The organism is Candidatus Hydrogenedentota bacterium (genome assembly GCA_019637335.1).
In the GTDB taxonomy this organism is placed as follows: Bacteria; Hydrogenedentota; Hydrogenedentia; order Hydrogenedentales; family JAEUWI01; genus JAEUWI01.
Map to the genome: position 1 here is coordinate 200,573 of JAHBVV010000003.1, position 22,158 is coordinate 222,730.

Below are 22,158 nucleotides of genomic sequence, written 5' to 3' on the forward strand. Positions count from 1 at the left end.
CCCGCCCTATCGCCCCAGCCGCCCGAGCTGTCCCTTATGTCCCTTGTGTCGCTGCCGTCCCTGCTGTCCCTGTTGGCCCTTCCCTCGGCAGGGTGCGCCGCCGCCATCGCCATGCTATAGTAGCCGCCAGGCCGGCCCGCAAGCCGGCAAGGAGGATCCCGCCAATGACCATACCGCGCCAAGCCATAGCCATGCTCGTCGCGCTCGCCATCGCCGCCCCCGGCCTCGCCCAGACGGTCAAGTGGAAAGCCGTCGAAGGCGCCGAGCCGCCCCCCCTGCGCTACCATGGGCTCCTTCCCGGCCAGGACGACCTGGCCGCCGTAAAAGCCACGCTCGGCGAGCCCGCCCGCGCCACGCGCTGGTACAACTACAAAATGTACTACCCCGCCGAGGGCCGTCCCGGCATGTGGGATGTCGTCCATATGCTCGGCAACCTCTCCACCGGGGGCCTCGGCAGCATCGAGGCCGCCACCATCCCCGAGGGCTACGCCACCGAGGCGGAGATCCGCGCGAAGCTCGGCGATCCCGAATACCACCTCCGAATGAACACCTGGCAACTGCTCGATTACAGCGAGCGCGGCCTCCGCTTCAGCACCGATGCCGCAGGCAACACCACCGGCGTCAACTACGTGCCCCATGGCCACCGCCGCGTGCCGCCGGGTGAGCGCGATTTTGTCGATTTGCGCTGGGCAAAGCCGCCGGCGGGACCGGGAGCCCAGCTCGAAGGCCTCCAGGCAGGCGCCGCCGAAGTTGTCATCACGCCCACCGGCCCCGACTGGCTTGGCCCGGTCAAGTACACCGTCCACGACGACCTCAAATCCCGCATCCTGGTGTTCTCCCGGGGCGATCAGGCCGTCGCCCTGGTCGGCTCCGACGTATTCGGCATGGGCCACCCGGATGTTCAGGTCATCCGCGACGGCGCGCGCGCCCTCGGCATCGATCACACGATTTTCGGCATGTCCCACAACCACGCCGCCGGCGACACCACCGGCGTTTACGGCTTCTACCCCGCGGAATACATCGCCCACATCCAGCAGCGCACCATCGACGGCATCCGCGAGGCCTGGGAGAACCGCCGCCCGGTCGGGAAGCTGCTGTCGGCCGCGCGCGAACTCCCCATGGACGGCGGGCGCGTCATGGGCCTCATCCGCAACGCCCGGAACCCCGGCGTAATGGACCCGACCATCGCCACCGTCCAGGCCCTGGACACGGACGGCGCCCCCATCGCCACCCTCGTTCACTTCGCCTGCCACGTCGAGTCCCTGGAGGCGCCCGGCATGATCGGCGCCGATTTCCCCGGCTACCTCTGCGAGCAGATGAAGGCCGACGGCCTCGGGCAGCCAGTATTCCTCAACGGCGCACTCGGCGGCATGATCAGCGGGGACAACCCCGAGCGCACCCAGGAAAGCAGCCGCGAAATGGGCCTGAAGCTCGCCGAAATCGTCAAGGATCTCGTCCACGAGGGAATTCCGCCCGCCGAGTTCACCTTCCACGCCGAGGCCCGCCGCCTGGAGCTTCCGCTGACCAACCCCGCCTTCCGGGCGTTGATGGATAGCGGCCCGCGCACGCTGCACGACGGGCGCGTGGTGACGGACATGATCTACGTGCAGGTCGGAACCGCCCAGTTCATCACGCTTCCCGGCGAGCTCCTGCCCGAAGTCAGCTTCGAGATCCTGGAGAAAATGGACGGCTACCCGCGCATGCTCGTCGGCCTCGGAAACGACCAGCTCGGCTATATGATCCCGCCCTACGATTTCCGCGACGACTACTACGAAGAAACCATGTCCGTCGGCCCCGCCACCGCCCACCAGGTCCGCGATATGGCCCGGCGCATGCTCGCCGATCACGCGACCGCCCGCTGAATGGCCGCCGCGCACGATAGCCCGCCGCGTTTCGTTCCGCTGCCCGGCTGGAAACCCGCCGAGTTTCCCCGGAGCTTCGGGACCGGGCGCTCCTTCGTCTCCGGCGAGACGGCCGGCGATCGCCTGATCGTCCACTACTACGAAGAAGCCGACCCCGCCGTCCTGCATGCGCTGGTCTGGTTCGGGCCCGGCGCCGAAGGGCCCCCGGGACACGCCCACGGCGGCGGCATGGCCGCCGTGCTCGATGAGGCCATGGGCTTCTCCGCCTGGCACGCCGGCCACCCCGTCGTCGCCGCCACCATCACCGTCAACTTCCGCCGCAAGCTCCCGCTCGGCGTCGTCCGCGGCGTCACCTGCCGGGTCGAGCGCGTGGATGACCGGAAAGTCTACACATTCGGCCAGATCTACGATCTGCAAAGCGGCGCCTTCTTCACCGAAGCCGAAGGACTCTTCATCATCCAGCCCCTCGACGCATTCGGCGGCCCCGACGGCCCCCTTCCCGGAAGAAAATAGGATTGGGCAGCGTGCCACGCGATCCCGCCTCCGGCGGATTCGTGCGCCTGGAGCAACACCCGCCGCTCCCTCCAACGCCACTCCACCCAGCGTCCGCCGCGGGCGGATTAGCCATCCCTGCCGGCCTCACGCTCGCTCCCCCCGTCCACACCCCCAACGTGTGTGAATTGCGAACCAGCGGCAGTGTAGCATGGAGCTCGGGCGGACACCCCAATCGCCCCGATCGGGAGGAGGAAACCGTGACCAGCACATCCCTGGCCAGTCTCAAGGAGGAGTTCGCCACCGCGGAATCGCTTAGCCAGGAACGCGCCGCGCGTGAACCGGGACGCGGCCCGGCATTCGCCTTACTCGTCCTGCTTGCGGCCTTCCACGTCGCGGTGAACCTTTGGTGGCTCGGTGCGGACAACCACGTCATCCGTACGGACGAAGAAGGGCATATGCTCTTTGCGCGCACCTACCACGAAGTACTCTTCGTCAACGACTACCCGGATCCCATTCACCGCCTGATCGCCGCATCCCGGATCCGGCCCGGAAATCCCGCGCACCCGCCGCTCTTCCAATTGCTCGGCGCCGTAATGATCGCGACATTCGGCTACAGCACCGATGTCATAGCCGGAACCAACACCGTTTTCTTTGTGTTGTTGCTGTTCGGCTGCTATGCCCTGGCCCGCACCTTCCTCCGGCCCTGGCAGGCGCTGTTCCTCGTCTTCGCCGTCAGCTTCACACCGATGGTCTTCGCATCGTCGCGTTTCTTTATGACCGACTTCGCCGCCGCCGCCGTCGTGATCTGGGGACTCTACGCCCTGGTCAAGAGCGACGGCTACCAGCATCCGGGCTGGAGCTTCTTCTTTGGCTTGCTCATCGGCCTCGGCGTGCTCATCCGGACCATTACCTTCGCCTACTTGCTTCTCCCGGCCCTCGCCGCCGCCCTCTTGAGCCTGTTCCGGGTCCTCCGGAATAAGCCCAACGATTTCGGGCGCGGCACGCTCGCCGGGCTCACAGTCCACGGCCTCATGGCCCTCGTCGTCGCGGCCGGCGTTGCGGCGCCCTGGTACTACGCCAACCTGGAGCATTTCTACGACTTCTGGGCCAACAAGAAGGTCGGCGTAAACCGGGGCGTGCTCACCAATTTCTACCTCACGCCGGATCCGCCCGCCGCGCCATCCCCGAATGCGCCAGCCGCCGCGCCCGCGCCCCCCGACGCCGCTCCGCTGAAAACGTGGTACGCGCCGCTCCTGCAAAAATTCCAGAATCCGCCCGTCGCCTGGATCCGCTACCCGGTTTACCTGCTGAACAACGGCCTTTTCGTCCCCCTCGCAGCCCTGGCGCTGCTGGGCGCGCTCTTCGCCCCGCTGCGCCGCCAATTCCGAACCCGAACGCTCCTGCACCTCTATCTGTGCATTCTGGGCAGCTGGGTGTTCTTCTCCGTTCTCCTGCGTTTCGGCACGCCCCGCTACGCGCTGCCCGTCGCGCCACTGGCCGCCGCCCTGGCCGCGCTCTTCGTGCTCGGCCTGCCGGAACGCACGTTGCGCCTTGGCGCGGGCGCGCTAATGGCCGCCGTGCTGCTCTTCCAGTTCGGCAACCTGACCTTCAAACCCTACGGGCCCTACGCCCGCCTGGATCTGCCCGTGCCGCTCCCGCCCGCCGAGGCCCGGCATTTCGTGGATGGCCACCCGGTCGTCTACAAGGACCACCTGACCCTGAGCGATGCCTACACCCGGCTCGGCCCCCCGGAGACCGAAAACTTCAAGGAGCGCCTCCTGCAAATCATGGCCGCGCATGAAAAAACGCTCCCCGTCCGCGAGGGCCAATACGCCAACTACCAGAAGCTGAACCTCCGCGGCATGGAGCTCCACGAGCGGCATTTCTGGCCCAGCGACAACCCCTACCGCCTGCCCGGGATGGCCTCGGAAGACGCGCCACAGCGTCGCTTCCGCATGATCCACATGGGCGTCGAACCCGATCATCTGCTCCCGCGCCTGGGCGAGACCGACTACATCCTCTACCAGATCGACGCGGCCCTTTCGGAAACCGCGGCGGAGTACGTGCGCTTCTTCGAGGCGCGCGGCTTCACGCTCGTGGAGGCCTTCAACGTGCCCGCCTACGGCTGGGTGCCCGAAACCATCAACGGCGTGCTCGCCCGGAAGCTCGAAGGCGAACTGGCCCCCGTGGACGCGGCGGCGATCGCCGAGATGGACCTCTACGGCCTCCACGAACTCCGCTACTCGCCCGATTTCCAGCTTCTGCCCCCCGAACTCCGCGCGCTGGCCCGCGAATCCTTCGAATCCAAACTCAACGCGGTTGCGAGCCCCTTCCAGTTGAACGACGCCGTCACCTTCATGACCGCCGACGTAACGAACGTGGGGGAGAGCACCTTCCGCTTCCGGCTTGTATTCCAGATTCACAAGGCCCTGGACCGCGACTGGCGCATGCTGTTCCACGGCTTTGTGGCGCCCGAAAACCTCGCGCGCCTTCCGGAAGAAAAGCGGGTCCAGGGCTACGTGGATTGGAACTTCGACCCGCACCCGCCCGCGACCGAGTGGGCGCCCGGCGACTACGCCATCCTCACGCACCAGATTGTCGCCGAGCCGATGGTCTACCAGTTCAAGTTCGGGCTTTTCCAGGGCGAAACGCTCTACGGGCGCGAGGCGCTCCTCAAGACGATGGACCTCGCCGCAATTCCCCCGCCCGCCGCAAACTGAATACGCCCCGGCTACGCCGGCACCGCCACCGATTCCAGGATATCGTTGATCACCCCGGCCTTCGTGGTGCCGTCGTACTTCGATTTCGGCGTAAGCACAATGCGGTGGGGGAGGACGTGCCGCGCCATGGCCTGCACGTCGTCCGGCAGCACAAAGTCGCGCCCCTCGAGTAACGCCGCCGCCCGCGCCGCGCCGAACAGCATCAGCGAGGCGCGCGGGCTTACCCCGAGCTTCAGCCGGATGTCTTGCCGCGTCGCCTGCACGAGCCCGACCAGGTACCGCGCGATCTCCGCGTGGACCTGTACTTCCCGCGCCAGCGCCTGGATGGACGTGAGCTCGAGCCCATTCATCACCGGCGCCAGCGTTTCCAGGGGATGCTGGCGCGCCTGCGCATACAGGATAGCCACCTCCGTATCCGTGTCCGGATAGCCCAGGTTCAGTTGCGCCAGAAAACGATCGAGCTGCGCCTCGGGCAGGGGATAGGTCCCGTGGTACTCGATCGGGTTTTCCGTCGCCAGCACGAAGAACGGCGCCGCCAGATGCCGCGCCTGGCCCTCAATGGTCACCTGCTGCTCGCTCATCGCCTCCAGCAGGGCCGATTGCGTCCGGGGCGACGCCCGGTTAATCTCGTCGGCGAGCAATACGTTGCAGAACACCGGCCCCGCGCGAAAACCGAAGCTGCCGTCCTTCGGGTTGTAAATGGAGGTGCCCAGGATATCGGCGGGGAGCAGGTCCGGCGTGAACTGGATGCGGTTGTACGTCGCGTCCAGCGAACGCGCCAGCGCCTTCGCCAGCGTCGTCTTGCCCACGCCCGGCACGTCCTCCATCAGCACGGATCCGCCCGCGACCACCGCGGCCAGCAGCACGTCGATGGCATCCGCCTTCCCCTGAATCACGGTATTCAGGTTCTGCCTCAATGCGGCCAACTTCTCATGCGCCTCCGCGTCGGTCAAGGTATGCATAGTGGCTTGTTCCATCGTTTCCTCGATTCTTCTTCCGTGCGCATTGTAGCAGATCGCGGCGCCGTTCAGTTCCCCGGGGCCGGAGCCCCCTCCGTTAACCGGATCTTCGCCAGGTAAATACTCGTCTTGCCCTCGTGCGACGCATAGTAGCTCATCCAGAGCAGCCCCTCATGCCACACCAGCCCCGGATAGCTCGTGTCGCCGCCGCTGGGCAACTCGGCGAGTGGATTGAGGGAAGTCAGGAGCATCGGACGGCCCGCGCCGCCGCCCGGATCCCCGAAATCGCGGGCTATCACCTCAAGCTTCCGCAGTTCGTACAGCACCGTCTTCGCCCCGCCCGGATACCGCCGCCCCGCCGCTATCCAGTGGCCATTCGGGAGCTGCATGAAGTTCGGCCCACCCATCTGCACTTCCGTGTTGTCCCAGCGCCAGTCCACATACGGTGGCGGACTCGTTCCAAGCCACGCCCCCTTGTCACCCGCTTCCCGGCGCACCAGCGCATACATCGTTCCATCGTCGCCAAAGCGAAGCGTCGTCTCGTTCGGGCTGTCCGGCACGTTCAGGATGCTCCGGATCCGATAGTTCTCGCCGTCCTCGCTCGAATACAGCCGCAGGATCCACTCGCGCGGCTCGCCGATCCGCGCCTCATACGCCACGCCCCACGCCCGCCCTTCGCGCCACGTCACGCGCCACAACCAGTCCCCGTCCGCGCAAATCGGTTTCGGCGCGCTCCACGTCGCGCCGTCGCCTGAAAACGACACGCGCGGCCGCCGGTTCAACAGCGTGTCCCCCTCGTAAAAGGATCCCCCCAGGTTCAGCATCAGGCGGTTGTCCGGCGTCACGCACAACTTCGGGTCGCGCAGGTCCACACCCGCCTCCTCCAGCAGCCCGCACGACTCCCACGCCGCGCCATCCGCCGAACGGATCACCCGGATACGGCCGTCCGTGCCCACATGGTTCTCGCCCTCGCGAAAAGTGCAATACCACTGCCCCTCAAACCGCACCAGATCCGTAAACGCGTTGTGCGCGCCCTGATCCCAGATCTTCTCCACCGAAACCACTTCCGCCGCGATCCGCGGTTCGGCCAGGTTAACCAACTCCGCGTGCGCCCGCGACGCCACCCCGGCCAGCAACGCTACAACAGCCCCCGCGATCAACAATCTCGACATCCTGCTCTCCTCGGTTTTGTTCGTCCGCGCCATTCAGGGCTTCGCAAACCCCGCCGGCTTCAACGAGCCCTTGTCGAACGTCAGAATACAGTTGCGGCCCGCCAGAATCGAAATCTCACCTACCGGGCAGGCGGCGAAACCAACCTGCAGGCGCCCCCGGGACTCAGACATTCCTGTCGGAGTGGATCCGCAACAGAAGCCCGACCTTGCAACAATAGCGCCAACCAATGGGAGCGCGGGCGGCCCGCCCGCAACGCGCCAAAGGCGCGCCAGGGCTCCGGATATTCGTGTCTACTCGTTTTTGTGCGCCGTTCAGAGCTTCGCCAACCGCGATTCGTTATCGCGGCCTCTGTCTCATCCAGCGCGTGCGCGGGACCGGTCGGCAGGCCTCAACAACCGAAATCATTTTCTATCCGTGTCATCAGTGTAATCCGTGGGCGACAACCCTGATAGCCGCCCGCAGCAACTCCCAATGCATTCGTGTGCATTGGTGTTCATTCGTGGTTAAAAAACGCGCCGTCAATCAACCACCCAACCCAACTGCCTGCAATAAACACCCTATGTGCTCTTTGCGTTCTCTGCGGTTAAAGCCCTTCTCTATTTCTCTTCGTGCTCTTCGTGCCCTTCGTGGTGATCAATTCCTTGGTTGCGGCCAACAGCCGCCCCAAGCCCGCCCCTACTTCACCAGCACCGGCTGAACCCACGCCATCTCCACATCCCCCGCGACCGGCGGATTCTCCATCACCTTGTCCGACGTGATCGTCGCGCGGACATACAGCTCGTCGCCCTGAAACGCATACCGCGACCGCGTCTCCGTGGTCTCGTGCAGCACAGCGCCAATCGCATCGCTGTAGATCAGCGAGCTCCCCGCCACGGGCTGGCCGTCCGCGCCGAGAAACGGCGTCGCCGCCTCCGCAAAGCCCTTTCGCGTGCCGATATAGCGCGTCGTATACGTCACGCCCGGCTGCGCGTCAATCTCAACCCCCAGGCCCCCGGCGCCGCGATCGATCGCCTTCAGCGTGACCCCGCTGCTGCCGTAAAAGTCGCCCCGCCGCATCGCCTCGACAATCGCGCTCACTTCAAGCGCCTCCGCCCGCACCATCACCCAGCCGCGGCCCGGATTCGCCGCGCCAGGCTCGAATTTATGGTAGTTGTGGCTGTCGTCCGTCGCCACGCCATACAGAATATAGTCCGGGTTCCGGCGCAGCTGCATCGACTGGACAACGTCCCAGTGCCGCTCCGTGCTCGGTACGCCCCGCTCCGGGTAGCCGCGATCCGTCGGCCCCGCGCCATTGTACACCTCGAAAAAGCGGAGGCGCGGCACGGCCAGCAACGTCTCCGTGCTCAGCGCATTGCGCCAGTTCGGGTGGTTCAGGTGAACAAACATCGGCGCCCCATGTTTCGCCTGCTGCGCCTCGATCGCGTCCAGATACGCGTTCATCTTCGGCGCCGCGTCCCCCTCCTCCGGCGCCCCGGGCACGACCTCCCGCAGGTTGATCGCGTTCATGTGCGGGTTGCCTCCGGCCGTCGTCATCTCCTCCGCCTGAATCAGGATGAACTTCCCCGGCTCCTCAAAATGCGCCGCAAGCTCCGCCAGCGTCTTCAGCCGCATCTCCCGGTTCGTGCCCGTCTGCCGCAGGTCGATCCACTCCCGCCCGAACCGCTGCTGGATCGCCAGAAGACGCTCCGGCGTAAGCTTGCCATCCGCAACCACCGGCACATACTTCTCCCCCTCCAGCAGAATGTTGTGGTCCGAAAAACACAGAAAATCCCACCCCTGCGACTTGTACCAGTCCGCAATAATCTCCGGCGCACCATCCCCGTCGCTCCAGAGACTGTGTACATGCGTCGCCCCCTTGTACCATTGCGCGTCGGCGGCGGATTGGGCAGAGAAAACCAGGGCGGACGCCACCAGGGCGGCGCTAAGGATACGTTTCATCTCGGAATCACCCTTCTCGGTTCAACGCGGTTCGTGCGGCGGGACATAACGGCGCAACCCACCCCGGGCCGGGCCGATCGCGAACTGGCGGGGCGCCGGTTTGGTATGGTTTGCCCGATTCCGCGGGCCATGCTAGAATTCTTTTACCATGAAAAAGGATCTCATTTACACCATCCATCTGGAACCCGCCGAAGAGGGTGGATACACCGTGACCGTGCCGGCGCTGCCCGCGGTAATCACGCAGGGCGACACCTACGCCGAGGCTATTGCCATGGCGGAAGATGCAATCCAGACCTACATCGAGTACTGCATCGGACGCGCCAGGGGACTGCCTCAGGCGGGCCCGTGCGCCCCCGCATAACACGGATGCCCCGAACCCGCCTGTGGGTAGCCAGGGGACTGCCTCAGGCGGGCCCGTGCGCCCCGGCATGGCACGGATGCCCCGAACCCGCCTGAGGCTGTACCCCAAAAAGCAAGGGGACTGCCTCAGGCGGGCCCATGCGCCCCGGCATGGCACGGATGCCCCGAACCCGCCTGAGGCTGTGCCCCAAAAAGCCGTGCCCACGGAGACTGCTCCGAAAAAACACGCCTCAACATCCCCGTATCTGCCCAGTCCAAACCAAATTACAGCAGGTCCAAACAAGGAAGCGTCAAAGGCTGGGAGCGCAGGCGTCCCCGCCTGCCAGGCGGCAAAGCCGCCGTCCATTTTCACCCTTAGTGGGTGAGGGAAAGCGTCATAACTCGCTGTACCCGTGGAAGACGCCGTCACCGCGCAAAGAACGTGGCACAGCCGTCCCGGCTGTGTAGGCAGGCGGAACGCCTGTACACACACCGGACAGCCAGCCCCCGCGCCCATCACTCAAACGCAATCTTCGCCAGATAAATACTCGTCTTCTCCTCGTGGCTCGAGTAATACGTCATCCACAGCACATCCCCATGCCAGAGGAAGCCCGGATAGCTCGTGTCGCCGCCGCTCGGCAACGTAATCACCGGCTGCAGCGCCGTCTCCGTCATGTACGCGAACACCGTCGTCGCCTTCCCCACATAATTCCGGAAGCCCGCCCACAGCGACCCATCCGGCAGGCGGATGAAATCCGGCCCGCCCGCGCGGAGGCCCGCGTTGTTCCAGTTCCAGTCCGTATACGGCGGCTTGCTCGTCCCGATATACGCACCCTGGTCCGCCTCCTCGCGCCGCGCCAGCAGCATCATTGTGTCGTCCGGCAGGAACCGCGCCGTCACCTCGAAGCGGTTGCCCGTAATATCCAGCACGGACCGGATCCGCCAGTTCACCCCATCCGCGCTCGTGTACAGCAACAGGCTGCGCGGGTCGTCCTCGCCCACCACGTAGTGGTTCGACACGCCCCACGCCACCCCGTCGCGCCACGTCACGCGCCAGAGCCAGTCGCCCGGGCTGCACACCCGCTGCGGCGCGCTCCAGTCCGTGCCGTTGCTCGAAAACGCCACGCGCGGCTGCCGGCCCACCAGTTCGCCGCCCTCATAGTCCGAACCGCCCATGATCAGCATCAGCCGCTTGTCCGGCGTCACCGAAATCTTCGGATCCCGCAGGTCGATGCTGTCCTCGCTCAGCAACCCGCACGATTCCCACGCCGCGCCGTCCTTCGACCGGATAACCCGGATCAACCCGTCCGTCCCGACGTGGTTCTCCGCCTCGCGGAAGGTCACATAGAAGTACTCGTCATGCCGCAGTATATCCGTAAACGCGTTGTGCGGCGCGCCGTCCCAGATCTTCTCCACCGACACCAGCGATGGCTGGCGGGGCAGCGGCGGCACAAACGGCGCCCGCGCGATCTTCCGGGGCTTCTCCACCCACTCGGGCGGACCGTACAGGCCCACCGCGCTCAAATCGATCGGCCTGAACCCGAGCGCCAGCGCGGGGGAGTCCGGAGCCAGCGTAAAGTCGGCCGCCTCCGCATTCCGGAACAACGGATTCGCAATAACGCTGTGCCGGTCGTGCCCCGCCGCCTGCCACTCCGTGAACGTGCGCTCCTTGAACGTGATCGGCCGCCCGCTCGTGTCCCAGTAGATATTGTGGTCCATCGTGAAGTTGTCGTTCTGCCAGTTGCTCCCCAGCAGCTGGCCGTTGTTGAAATACACGATGTTCCGCTCGAAGAAGAACGAATTGTGTTCCTCGTTCCGTGTTCGGATGATGTTCGGCGTGTGCGAAAATGCGAAGACGTTGTTCACCACCCGGTTGTCCCGGCCGTAGTGCTGGTGGAAGCCCCCCGTCCGCGTGTTGTACACCACGTTGTTCTCCAGCACGATGTCCGTGCTGCCCTCGTCCGTGTACAACCCCCAGCCGCCATACAGCGCCGGGTGCGAAATCACATCGTGCACCAGGTTGTTCTTCACCTCCGTCCCCGGCGACACCCCCAGCAGGTACACGCCGCCCATGTCGTTGAGCTGGCTCCGCCCGATGTGGTGGATGTGGTTGAAGTTGATCTTGTTGTGATGCGCCGAGCTCGGATCGTAGCCCCACGACCAACCGACCGACACCCCCGTATAGCGAAAATCCGAAATCTCGTTGTGCGTTACCGCATTGTGCGAGGCGCGCCCGATCCATACCCCCACCGCCTCGCGCCACACCCGCCCGCCGTCGTGCAGGAAGTTGTTGTCGATTACATTATGGTCCGCCGCAAAGGCGTCACTCTCGGGGGAACTCCCCTCGCCAATCCGCACCCCACCCGCGCCGAGATCCGTCAGCTCGTTCCGGCGGACCGTCACGTGCTGCGATCCCGCCCGCAACCAGATGCCGTAGGTCCCCACATTCGCGATCCGGCAGTCCTCGATCAGGATATGCCGCGCGCCCGCCGTCTCGAAGGCCGCGTCCACACGGAACGCCGCCTGCGCGTCGCTGTGGCCCTCCGGCGCAATGGGATACTCGCAATGCCGCAGCTCCAGGCCCTGAAACTGGAGATGCTCCACAAACGCGCCGCTCGCCGGGTCGCCCTTCAGTACAATCAACTGCCGCGCCTGCGGGATGGTCGCGCGGAAGCCCTCCAGCGTTTCGCCCTTCATCGGCATGTAGTAAATCTTGTTCGTCTTGCGGTTCAGATACCACTCGCCCGGCGTGTCCAGGGCCTCAAAGAGGTGCTCCACGTAGTAGCGCTGCTCCTTCTGCCACCGCGTGAAGTGCCAGCGCGCGGGACCGGTGAACTCGATGATGTTCCGTTCCCAGTCGATGCTCTTGATGCGCAGGAGCGAGGTGCCCCACGAGTGAAACACCACCACGATCGCGTCATTGAGCGATTCCCAGCGTTGGAGCTGCTCCGGATTGAAGGCGAACTTCGTCGCACTCGGCGTCTCCTTGCCATCGGCGCCTGTTTCCATCACCGGTCCCGTGGTGTAGAAAAATTCGCTGTCCAGGGGCTCGTCCCCCGCTGGATTAGTTTCGTTGGGAATCCGCGCGGGTGTGCGACGGGCATCACCGACCCAGAGCTCGTGGAAATCCTTCACGGCGGCCTCCGCCGGCAGGTCCGCCACCCAGAAGTCGCCCTCCTGGCGCCATCCGGTAATTTGCATGCCGCCGGAAATGATTGGCGTCTCACCGGTGTAGGCGCGGTAGCTGATTGGTGCATTCGCCGTACCCGAGTCGTCCGGCGTGAAGGTGATTGCCTCCGCAATTTGATATAGCCCGCCGCGCAGGTAGACGTTGACCGCTTCGGTGAGCCCGCCGGCCGCTTTGCGTTCGCGGATGAGGTCCCGCGCGCGCTGCACGGTCTTCACCGGGCCGTCCGAGGCCTCGGCGTTGGCGTCGGCGAGCGAGCCCGACCAGGCGTCGTTGCCCGCGGGAGAGACGAAGTAGTGTATTTCGGCGCGGGCGGCGGGTGTCAGCGAGCAGGACAACAACAGGGCGAGCAAGAGCAGTGTGGAACGGTTATTCATGGGGGAACTCCTTCGGTGGGAACGAAAGGCCATTATGCAACTCGAGGCGGGGGGGCGTGCAAGGTCTACATGAGCGACGAGCGACGCTCGGGCCCAATCCACCGTTGACCAGCCGCGTTTATTCGCGATCCTCGCCGTCTCGTTTACGGACAGCTCGTGCGATTAGCGGGGCCATCTTCTCCAGTCCATGGATAGTCAGGTCCCCCTGCTCGTACAATTCCAGCCACGCCCGTCGCAGGCGGATAACCCGTTCGTCATCACGGAGGCCAAGGCGGAGGAGGGTGAACTCGGCACGCGCCTTAAGCTCGGAGGGAACACGATCCGTCACAATTACCTGAAGTGAAGGCAGCAGCAGTTCGAACCACTCGTCCTTGAGGGCGAAGGGGTCCAGAATTTGCGGTTCGCCTTGCTTCCGGTGGCTTTTCAGGTTGTTCATCAGCGCCTTGCAGGGGCGGTAGTTGCTCCACTCGTAAGCGAGGGATATATCCTCTTTACAGCCCACGTAGTGATCGACCTGTTCGTCACCGACTGCGAACATGGCGCAGTACGCGCACAGATTGTCGAAGCCTTTAAGGAGCTCCGGGCGGAAGGGGGACCAGTAGTCGTACGGTCGGGTGGCATTCGGGTGGCCCGCCAGCCATCGGGCACCCGGCTTCCTGCATTTCTCGTCGAACTCGACCGGTTCCGCAACTGGGCTAAACCTGATCATTTCCACGGTCCCCATTGCTGACTATCCAACGAGGCCAAAATGGGTCGTGGGTGGGTAGCACGCGTAGCAATTCCTTCTGTATTGATTCACGGTTTGTAAACTTGGGTTGCGGTTCCTCAACGGACCCCCGCATGTATGCCTCGGCGGCCTCGATGGCAATCTCGGCGTCTTTCGAGCGCGCTTGCTCCAGCCCGAACACCTCGGATACCAGCCATCCCACCGCGTCTCCTTGCGGCGCCCATTGCATTTCATCCACGCGGATGTCGCCATCGCGTACGTCAAAATGAAATACCTTGTCGGAATGTTCGCTGTATTCCGGCTCGATAGACGCCATAACCAGGGGCGCATGCGTCGAAGCGATGACCTGAACGGAAGGAAGCTCTTCACCGGCGCGAATCGCCCCCTCCGTACCAAGTCCTTTCATGACACGAAGCACGGCAGGCAGGAGTACACGCTGCCATTGGGGGTGCAAGTGAAGTTCCACTTCGTCGATGAGTACGGTAAATCTATGCGTGGGGTTATCGCCCAGAAGTTTACAAGCGTTTACATGCTCCAGATGGGCCCAGGTGATGAGGTAGGCCAAAGCGAGGATGCGCTTTACTCCCGCCGAAGCAAGCGTCACGGGGACTGGCCCATAGGGCGTTTCCAGCGTTGGAATTTCCCTCACGTCACTGAGGGAAATACGCGTCATTTCTCCAAGCTTCATCCAATCACTTTGGTGTGGCGTCAACTTGGAGAGCACGTCGTGGAGTAGTTGGTACTCAAGCTGGCCTCTATCGCGCCAGGTCTTCCAGTCACTGAGCAAACCTTCACAGTAGACGTTTCCATCTCCGCGCAAGCCGTTCCATATGTCATTCATATCGAAATCGAAGGACTTGGGACGGTCAGGATCCTCAAAATTCCGCGCGGACCGCTTCTTCCAGTAGTTTCGCGCGGGATCCCACAAAGAATAGCCGCCGTCAATCCGGAGGTAGAGCACCAGGCCGGGATTCGCGGGACGTGCCTGTTTCAGTGGCCATACCTCACGTTCCGAATCAAATTTGCTGGAATGAGCCATATCCCGACCACTCTTGGAGTCGAAGGAATATGTGATCGAAGCCTCTCGCCGCTTGCCGTTCAATGGCCAAGCCATCGACTGCCGCTCGTCTTTGCCGGGCCAGGTCTGGGTCAGCGCCCACCACGCAACGTCCAGGACGAAGGTCTTCCCCAAGCTGTTGTTACCGGTGAGGAGATTGAGTCGTGGCCCGAAATCCAGTCGCATCGACGCAGCCGGGCCAACATTGGTCAAATCCAGGTGATTCAGCATGCCTTCACTCCACACAGCGGTTTTCACGATCATACCGGATTACATGCGGCTCCCGAAAGCTGTCCCCCTTAAAAAGTAGAAGGCCGGGTGATCGTTGCAATCACCCGGCCATTCTTGGCTTCTTCCGATGGGCCTAGGCTAATGTCTGGCTGGACATCGGCTCGGAAGAAGTGGGGGCCCGCCTTCAGGTAGGTTGGGCAGCAGTGAACCGGCGGGCCCGCAGGCAGTGAGTCGAATCACGCAAGAATTGCGTGATGGTGAGGAGCAAAAGAAACCGGCTGTCCGGCCGGAACGGGGCGATGGCGGCCCACACTTCCGGGTGTGTTCAGCGTTTGCGAGGCGTTTTCGCGGACAGCCGGTATTTCGGCACGGGACCAATCCACGAAACCGCTCGCGGAGACCGCTCTCGCGGGCTTCGTTCTCGGTATGTGGTGCGCGGTGAATCATGGTCCAGTGCTCGTAAGGTTTTCCCGGTCTCCCGGGGGCTTGTCTTCAACTGTCTTCTATAGCGCATAAGTTATGCCAACGATGGCGTAAAGCGGAAAAACAATCATAACCTGTTTAAAATAAATAGGTTGGCAATATTTGAGCCCGCGCGGTGATCTCCGCCACGATGCGCGCAATGAACACTCCTGCACAGGCAAAAGTGTTCGATTGCGCGCCCTGAATACACTTCCCCACCGCGCCCTGCCGCCGGGGATCACGCGGATCGCCAATCAGGCCCCGCAACCCCCCGGCGACGACCCGGAAGAACGGGCGTTCGCCACCGTTGAGCTTGCAAAAAAAGGCCCCGTCGCGTACCATCATCGCAAATTCAGGTCATACCGCAGTGAGAAGCCCCATGCCCCCCGAACTCGACTATTCCCCCGGCGAAGAAATCGCCAACAGCATCACCCACGGCGTCGGAGCGCTGCTGAGCGTCGCCGGCCTCACCGTCCTGCTCGTCTACGCCGCCATGGCGGCCGATCCCTGGGTCACCGCCGGCGTCGCCGTCTTCGGCGCCACGCTCGTGCTCATGTATCTCGCCTCCACCCTGTACCACGCCTTCCCCCAGCCCGGCGTCAAGCGCGTATTCCGCAAGCTCGACCACTGCGCCATCTACCTGCTCATCGCCGGTACCTACACCCCCTTCCTGCTCGTGCACCTGCGCGGCCCCTGGGGATGGAGCCTCTTCGCCTTCCTCTGGTCCGCCGCCGTGGCCGGTTGCTGTTTCAAGGTGCTCTTCATCGACAAGGGCGCGCACCTCCACTGGTGGGACAAGGTCTCCACCGCGCTCTACATCGCCATGGGCTGGGCGATCATCCTCGCGCTCAAGCCCGCGCTCGAAATGATCCCGCATCCCGCCCTCCTCCTCATGGCCCTCGGCGGATTCGCGTACACCGGCGGCGTCGCCTTCTACCTCTGGCAGCGCCTGCCCTACAACCACGCCGTGTGGCACCTCTTCGTCCTCGCCGGCAGCACCCTCCACTTCTTCGCCGTCTTCTACTTCATCATCCCCCGCCCCGCCGGCTGATCCGCCCGAACCGCCAACACACGCCGAAAGTCCGCCGCGTCAGCGTTCGTGCCACGCGATGGCGCCCCAGCGCCTTCGTGTGCCTGGAGCAACAGTTACCCAACGCCACCAGCGCCACCCTGAACGAGCGGCGCAACAGGAGGTTGGGAATCCTGCCAGACCAAAAGGGACGTACCCGCGCACATACGCCACACGTTGCCCATCTGGCCTGGCGTCAAGCCGGATCCACTCGGCCCAGCGCCACCCAGAACGAGCGGCGCAACAGGAGGTCCGTCATCCTTGTCTGACCAGCACCCCACACCCCCACCCAAACAAAAAAGCCGGACGCCCTGAAAGACGTCCGGCCAAAGACTCAATATCACCTGCTCAAATCACAGCACGCTCGCGATCGCGTCACAGAGCGGCCCCATGTTGTCCGGCGTCATCCCCGCCACATTAATGCGCCCGGAACCCACGATATAAATCGCATACTTCTCGCGAAGCACGTTCACCTGATCCTTGTTCAGACCCGAGAACGAAAACATTCCGTTCTGCGTCGAAATGAACGAGAAATCCTGCGCCACCCCCTTCGCCTTGAGCGATTCCACGAATAGATCGCGCATCGACTGTATACGGTCGCGCATGGCGTCCAGCTCCGAAATCCAAAGCGCGCGCAACGCCGGATCATTCAGGATCGTCGTCACGATCGCCCCGCCATGGAACGGCGGGTTCGAATAATTCGCGCGGATCGACTTCTCCACATGGCTGAAGGCCGACGCGGCCACATCCGCACTCGCGCCCACCAGCGTCATCGCGCCCACGCGTTCATTGTATAGCCCGAAATTCTTTGAGAACGAGCTGCAAACCAGCAACTCGCGGCCAGCGGAGCAGAAGGCCCGCAACCCGGCCGCGTCCTCTTCCAGGCCGCGCGCGAAGCCCTGGTACGCAAAGTCGAACAACGGCAGCAGGCCCTTCTCGAGCGTCAGCGCCGCCAGCGCCTCCCACTGCGCCTGATCCGGATCCATCCCGCTCGGGTTGTGGCAGCATCCATGCAGCAGGACCACGTCGCCCGCCGGCGCGCTTTCCAGCGCCGCTGTCATCCCCGCAAAATCCAGGCACTTGCCGGCCGCATCGTAATACGGATACGACTTCGTCTCCAGGCCCGCCGCCTCGAAAATCGCATTGTGGTTCGCCCACGTCGGGTTGCTCAGCCAGATCGCCGCTCCCGGGAACTGCTGCCGGATGAAATCCCCGGCTACCCGAAGCGCCCCCGTACCCCCTGGCGTCTGCGCGGTGTGCGCCCGGTTCGACGTCACAATTTCGTGGTCCGCGCCAAACAGCAGTTCCTTCACGCACGCCGCATACGCCGGGCTGCCCGGAATGCTCAGGTAGCTCTTCGACTTCTCCTCGGCCAGCAGCTTCTCCTCGGCCCGCTTTACCGATTCCAGGATGGGCGTCTGGTTCTTTTCATCCTTGTACACGCCCACGCCCAGGTTGATCTTGTGCGGCGCCGGATCCTTCTTGAATGCCTCGGTCAGGCCCAGAATTGCGTCGGCCGGAGCCATGGAGAGTCGTTCAAACACCGTGGGATCCTTTCGTGCGCCCCATCGCGCCCGGGGGGGGGCGTGGGGCTTGCGGTTGGCATGGTTGTTCGCCGCTCCCGTAGACTGCGTCAGGCGGGCGGGCGGCGAAAGTGGAATTCGAAGAGACGAGGTTGGACGGCGGCGCGATCAATGCCCGCACGCGTCCGCGACCCCGGGCCACGGCGGCTTCCCCATCCCGCATCGTGGCTTCGGGTATGATACCGAATATGCACATTCTCACACAACGTAGGCCCCGAGGCGCGCGGCGTATTTCACGCCACATCGTCCCCCTTCTGGCCGCCTTCGCGCTCCCCGCATGCCTCCAGCCGGATTCCGGAGAGCCGCTGGAAACCGGCGCCCCGGATCACCCAATCGCCCGCCCCCCCGCGCTTTCCGTGGAACACCCCGCGCCCCGGGCGAACCTCGCGTTGGCCCCAACCCCCCTCGATCCCTGGGTCGTCGCACACAGCCTCGACGAGTTCCACGCCATATGGACCGCGCGTTTCGAACACGCCAGTGCCGACCATCCCGCCGAACAACACCTGCTGCCCTACGCCGACGCCCTGGAGCACCACGGCGCCGCCTGGGGTATCGCGCCCCGGGACGGAATCTGGATGTACGTCCCCGCCCGCCAGGCAGCCTATTCCGTCCCCGACGGCGCGCACACCCGCCTGGACCCCGCCAAAGCGCGCGACGGCCTGGCCCCGGACCCCGATTACGACGCCACGACCGTCCGGGTGGCCTACCAGGGCGCGACCCTCCGCCTGCGCGGCCCCTTGGTCGCCGCCTCCACGTGCGCCAAATGCCACGACTTCAAACCCGGCGCGCTCGTGGGCGAACTGGTCTACGAATTCACGGAGATCGCGGACGATTAAGCCCCCGGTAACCCGACAGCCGCAGAAATCGCCCGAAGCGTCGCCAATCCCCAGCGCCCAGCACGCTAGACCTTCCCGCCTGACCCACAACCAGCCACGCGCCTCCCGATTCCCGCACACATCGGCGAGCCGCACCATTCCTCCAACGCCCGCCAACGTGGCATTGCCTTCCAGGCAGAGGCAGCGCGAGCGGCGATTTCGAATCCCCCCATGCAACCCGTAATTACAGATCCCGATTCCCAAAGCAAGACAGTCCTTTCTTCATTAGTGGTAATTCTTTAGCGGAATGAAGCTGGCTTGATTCCTCGACGATACAATCCCGCGCCGCAACGGAAGTGCGGACGAATGGGAGCGCGGGCGGCCCGCCCGCAACGCGCCGGAGGCGCGAGTCTACTAGTCAGCGGTAGTCCGGCTCCAATTGTCTCGCCGATCAAGTGTGCCGATATTGCAAACACGCCATGCACCTCCGGTGCATTGCAGGCGGGGACGCCTGCGCTCCCAGCCTTGCACGCTCTCGTCGTAATATCGCGGCATGACAAGAATGGGCTGGCGCTACTTCAGACCGCTAAAGTGTTACCATTCGTGTCCATTCGCGTTAATTCGCGGTTCAAGAAAATGGTTGCGGCCCAACGCTGCACCGGAATGTTCCAGACGCCCAAAACAACCCGACGTATACGCCCTGTTGTCAAGAGTTTATGTTTGACCATCCTCCGGACCGGTGATACAATGCCTTACCGGCAACGGGTTTCCGTATGGGCTCGATTTCGCGCGCTCCTTCCGGGGGCGTTCGATTCCCGCGCGGAGCCGCGTGCCGCCACCCCTTCAGGAGTCGTCCGGGACGCATGGCCTTATTTCGAAACACAACGGAGGGTGACGCCGCCGCAGCCCCGCCGCCGCAGCGGCTGGGGGAGTTGCTCGTGTCCAGCCAGCTGTTGACCCCCGAGCAACTGGCCGAGGCGGAAGCGGAGGCCGAAAAGAGCGGCGCATTCCTCTCCAAGGTGATGGTGCAAAAGGGGTTAATCACCCAGGACGATATCAACGCCTGCTTCGTGAAGCGCTGCAAGATCCCGCACATCAGTCTGCTCGATTACGAAATCAGCGCCGACGTTCTTCAGTTAATACCGCGCGAGGTCTGCGAGAAATACGGCCTCCTTCCCATCGACAAGCTCGGCCGCATCCTCACCGTCGCCATGGTCGACCCCCTGGACAGCGAAGCGCTCGCCATCATTCGCGATCATTGCGCCGAATTGCGCCTGAAGCCGATCCTCTGCAACTGGGCGCACTTCGAACAGGTAGCCGGCAAGTATTTCGCCGAGGGAGGCGCCGCCGCAAAGGGCAATGAAGTCACCATGGAGAGCTTTGGGCTCGCCAAACTTCCGCCCAAATCGGTCGCCCCGCCCCAGCCGCCTGCGCCAAAGCCCGCGCCCGCGCCCGCCACGGGTGTGGCCCCCGCGGCCCCCGGCATCGATTCCGCCGCGCTGGTTCAAGCCATACAAGACGGCATGCGCGGCGTCGCCCAGGATATTATCGGCGCCGTGCGGGGCATGCAGGCGCCCCCCGCCGGAGCGGCTTCCACGGCCCCCGGCATTGACTCCGCCGCGCTGGTTCAAGCCATACACGACGGCATGCGCGGCGTTTCCCAGGACCTGTTGAGCGCCATCCAGGGCATGCACGCACCGGCCCCCGCCGGAGCCGGCGCGCCAGGCCTCGCCGAGGCCCTGCGAGAGAGCCTCGGAGACATCGTGCGCGAGTTGGCCGCCGTGCGCCACGATTCGCCCGCCCAATCGGAAGACATCGCCAACCAGGTTCGGGACGCCGTCTCGTCGGTCATGAAGGAAGCCATCCAGCCCCTGGTGAGCCGCCCCGCCCCCGAGCCGGTACAGGCGGCCGCGCCCGAACTGGACACCGGAGCCCTCGCCGAGGTCCTCCGAGACGCCATTGGCGGCGTCCTCGAAGAAGCCATGGCATCGCTGGCCGTCCAGATTCGCGCGGGCGCCGCCCATTCCGAAAGCGAAGCCGCCGCCCAACAGGCGCTCGTCGCCGAATTGCGATCCGCCCAGGACGCCGCGGCAAGCGCGCTCCAGGAAGTCATCAACTCCGCCCTGGCGGCACAGGCCGTGCAGGGCGCGCGCCTGGCCGAGCTCGCCGAAGCCGCCGTGCTCTCGTCGCAGCAGACCACCCAACTCGTCGAAGCCTCGCTCGTGCAGGCCGGCGCCGCGGGCGGCGCGCGCGCGCGGCACAGCTCCGTCGCCGCCTTTGGCCCGGCCAGCGACGATGGCTCCCACGCCGCCGAAGACGAGCGCGTACGGGAGGCGCTCGAAGCCGAAGTGCCCCTCGAAACATTCACCCTCGACAACTACATCGCCGGCAAGGCGAACGCCTTCACCCTGCAGGTAAGCCAGTCCGTCGCCCGGAAGCCCGGCGGCGAATACAACCCCTTCTTCCTCTACGGAAACGTCGGCCTCGGCAAAACCCACCTCATCAGCGCCGTCGGAAACCAGATCCAGCGCGAGCAGCCCGGCCAGCGCGTGGGCTACGTCTCCGCAAGCCACTTCTCCCGCCGCCTGAAAGACGCCCTCGCCGCAAACGCCCAGGACGCCTTCCGCGACAACTACTGCCACTGGGACGTCCTCATTCTCGACGACATTCAGTTCCTCGGCGGGCGCGTAGAGGCGCAGGAGGAGTTCTTCCACATCTTCAACGTCCTGCATCAGCAGGGCCGACAGATTATCATCGCAAGCGACAAGGCCCCCGACCGGCTCGGCCTCCTGGAGCAGCGCCTTATTTCCCGCTTCTCCAGCGGCATCGTGGTCGAGATCAAGCCGCCCGAGTGGGAAACGCGCATGCAAATCCTGCGCAGCCACGCCGGGAATTCGCCCGTCCCCGAGGAAATCCTCTCCCTGATCGCCATGCGCGTCCCGGGAGACGTCCGCAAGATGGTCGGCTGCCTGCGCAAGGTGCTCGCCTTCGCCGCGCACAGCGAAGGCCCGATGACCGTCGAATTGGCCACCGAAATCCTCAGCCACCTGGGGGGCGAAGCGGCCGCCTGACGGCGAGATGTACTTTCCCCGCGATTTGTATTATTCTCAAAGAGAACCGAAACACTGCGCCCCGGGGGCGTTAGAGTCTTAAAAGGAGTGCAT

Annotated in this window: 15 protein-coding genes; 7 read left to right on the top strand and 8 right to left on the bottom strand. The window is 64.4% G+C overall.

Annotation, left to right across the window (positions count from 1 at the left end):
- Positions 1–164: 164 nt before the first annotated feature.
- The 3 genes from KF886_06065 (at position 165) to KF886_06075 (ending at position 5,077) form a co-directional block, all read left to right on the top strand.
- Positions 165–1,862 carry a hypothetical protein gene (locus KF886_06065; GenBank protein MBX3176901.1) on the top strand — a complete coding sequence of 566 codons (1,698 nt, stop codon included), beginning with the start codon at positions 165–167 and terminating at the stop codon, positions 1,860–1,862.
- Entirely contained in the window at positions 1,863–2,375 is a 513-nt protein-coding gene (locus KF886_06070) for a PaaI family thioesterase (GenBank protein MBX3176902.1), read from the top strand.
- Positions 2,376–2,614: 239 nt separating this feature from the next.
- Positions 2,615–5,077: a glycosyltransferase family 39 protein gene (locus KF886_06075; GenBank protein MBX3176903.1), complete on the top strand. Its 2,463-nt coding sequence runs from the start codon at positions 2,615–2,617 to the stop codon at positions 5,075–5,077.
- Positions 5,078–5,088: 11 nt separating this feature from the next.
- On the opposite strand, the gene KF886_06080 is transcribed toward KF886_06075, so the two are convergent.
- From KF886_06080 to KF886_06090, 3 genes are all read right to left on the bottom strand, one after another.
- Complete coding sequence (locus tag KF886_06080) at positions 5,089–6,054, bottom strand: MoxR family ATPase (GenBank protein MBX3176904.1); 966 nt, start codon at positions 6,052–6,054, stop codon at positions 5,089–5,091.
- A gap of 50 nt (positions 6,055–6,104) precedes the next feature.
- The gene (locus KF886_06085; protein MBX3176905.1) at positions 6,105–7,208 is read right to left on the bottom strand and encodes an exo-alpha-sialidase; all 1,104 of its coding nucleotides are present in this window, start codon (positions 7,206–7,208) and stop codon (positions 6,105–6,107) included.
- A 676-nt stretch (positions 7,209–7,884) separates the two neighbouring features.
- The gene (locus tag KF886_06090; protein ID MBX3176906.1) at positions 7,885–9,147 is read right to left on the bottom strand and encodes a histidinol-phosphatase; all 1,263 of its coding nucleotides are present in this window, start codon (positions 9,145–9,147) and stop codon (positions 7,885–7,887) included.
- A gap of 148 nt (positions 9,148–9,295) precedes the next feature.
- On the opposite strand from KF886_06090, the gene KF886_06095 reads away from it, so the two are divergent.
- A complete protein-coding gene (locus KF886_06095; GenBank protein MBX3176907.1) occupies positions 9,296–9,508 on the top strand; it encodes a type II toxin-antitoxin system HicB family antitoxin in 213 nt (70 codons plus the stop codon).
- Between the two features lie 494 nt (positions 9,509–10,002).
- Here the strand turns inward: KF886_06095 and KF886_06100 are convergent, their stop codons facing one another.
- From KF886_06100 to KF886_06115, 4 genes are all read right to left on the bottom strand, one after another.
- Positions 10,003–13,050, bottom strand: a complete 3,048-nt coding sequence (locus KF886_06100; protein ID MBX3176908.1) for a right-handed parallel beta-helix repeat-containing protein — start codon at positions 13,048–13,050, stop codon at positions 10,003–10,005.
- Positions 13,051–13,168: 118 nt separating this feature from the next.
- Positions 13,169–13,759, bottom strand: coding sequence for a hypothetical protein (locus tag KF886_06105; GenBank protein MBX3176909.1), 591 nt, complete (start codon positions 13,757–13,759; stop codon positions 13,169–13,171).
- On the bottom strand, positions 13,746–15,065 hold the full coding sequence (locus KF886_06110) for an ATP-binding protein (GenBank protein MBX3176910.1): 1,320 nt from the start codon (positions 15,063–15,065) through the stop codon (positions 13,746–13,748). Before KF886_06110 ends, KF886_06105 begins: the two co-directional genes overlap by 14 nt.
- 561 nt (positions 15,066–15,626) lie before the next feature.
- Positions 15,627–15,872: a hypothetical protein gene (locus KF886_06115; GenBank protein MBX3176911.1), complete on the bottom strand. Its 246-nt coding sequence runs from the start codon at positions 15,870–15,872 to the stop codon at positions 15,627–15,629.
- Positions 15,873–15,906: 34 nt separating this feature from the next.
- Here KF886_06115 and KF886_06120 point away from each other — a divergent pair, with 34 nt between their 5' ends.
- Positions 15,907–16,578: a hemolysin III family protein gene (locus KF886_06120; protein ID MBX3176912.1), complete on the top strand. Its 672-nt coding sequence runs from the start codon at positions 15,907–15,909 to the stop codon at positions 16,576–16,578.
- Between the two features lie 371 nt (positions 16,579–16,949).
- Here KF886_06120 and KF886_06125 read toward each other — a convergent pair whose 3' ends face one another.
- Positions 16,950–18,140 (bottom strand): aspartate/tyrosine/aromatic aminotransferase, encoded by a 1,191-nt coding sequence (locus tag KF886_06125; protein MBX3176913.1) that lies wholly within the window; start codon positions 18,138–18,140, stop codon positions 16,950–16,952.
- A gap of 227 nt (positions 18,141–18,367) precedes the next feature.
- Here KF886_06125 and KF886_06130 point away from each other — a divergent pair, with 227 nt between their 5' ends.
- The gene (locus tag KF886_06130; protein MBX3176914.1) at positions 18,368–19,015 is read left to right on the top strand and encodes a hypothetical protein; all 648 of its coding nucleotides are present in this window, start codon (positions 18,368–18,370) and stop codon (positions 19,013–19,015) included.
- Positions 19,016–19,857: 842 nt separating this feature from the next.
- The gene (locus KF886_06135) at positions 19,858–22,065 is read left to right on the top strand and encodes an ATP-binding protein (protein MBX3176915.1); all 2,208 of its coding nucleotides are present in this window, start codon (positions 19,858–19,860) and stop codon (positions 22,063–22,065) included.
- Positions 22,066–22,158 lie beyond the last annotated feature (93 nt).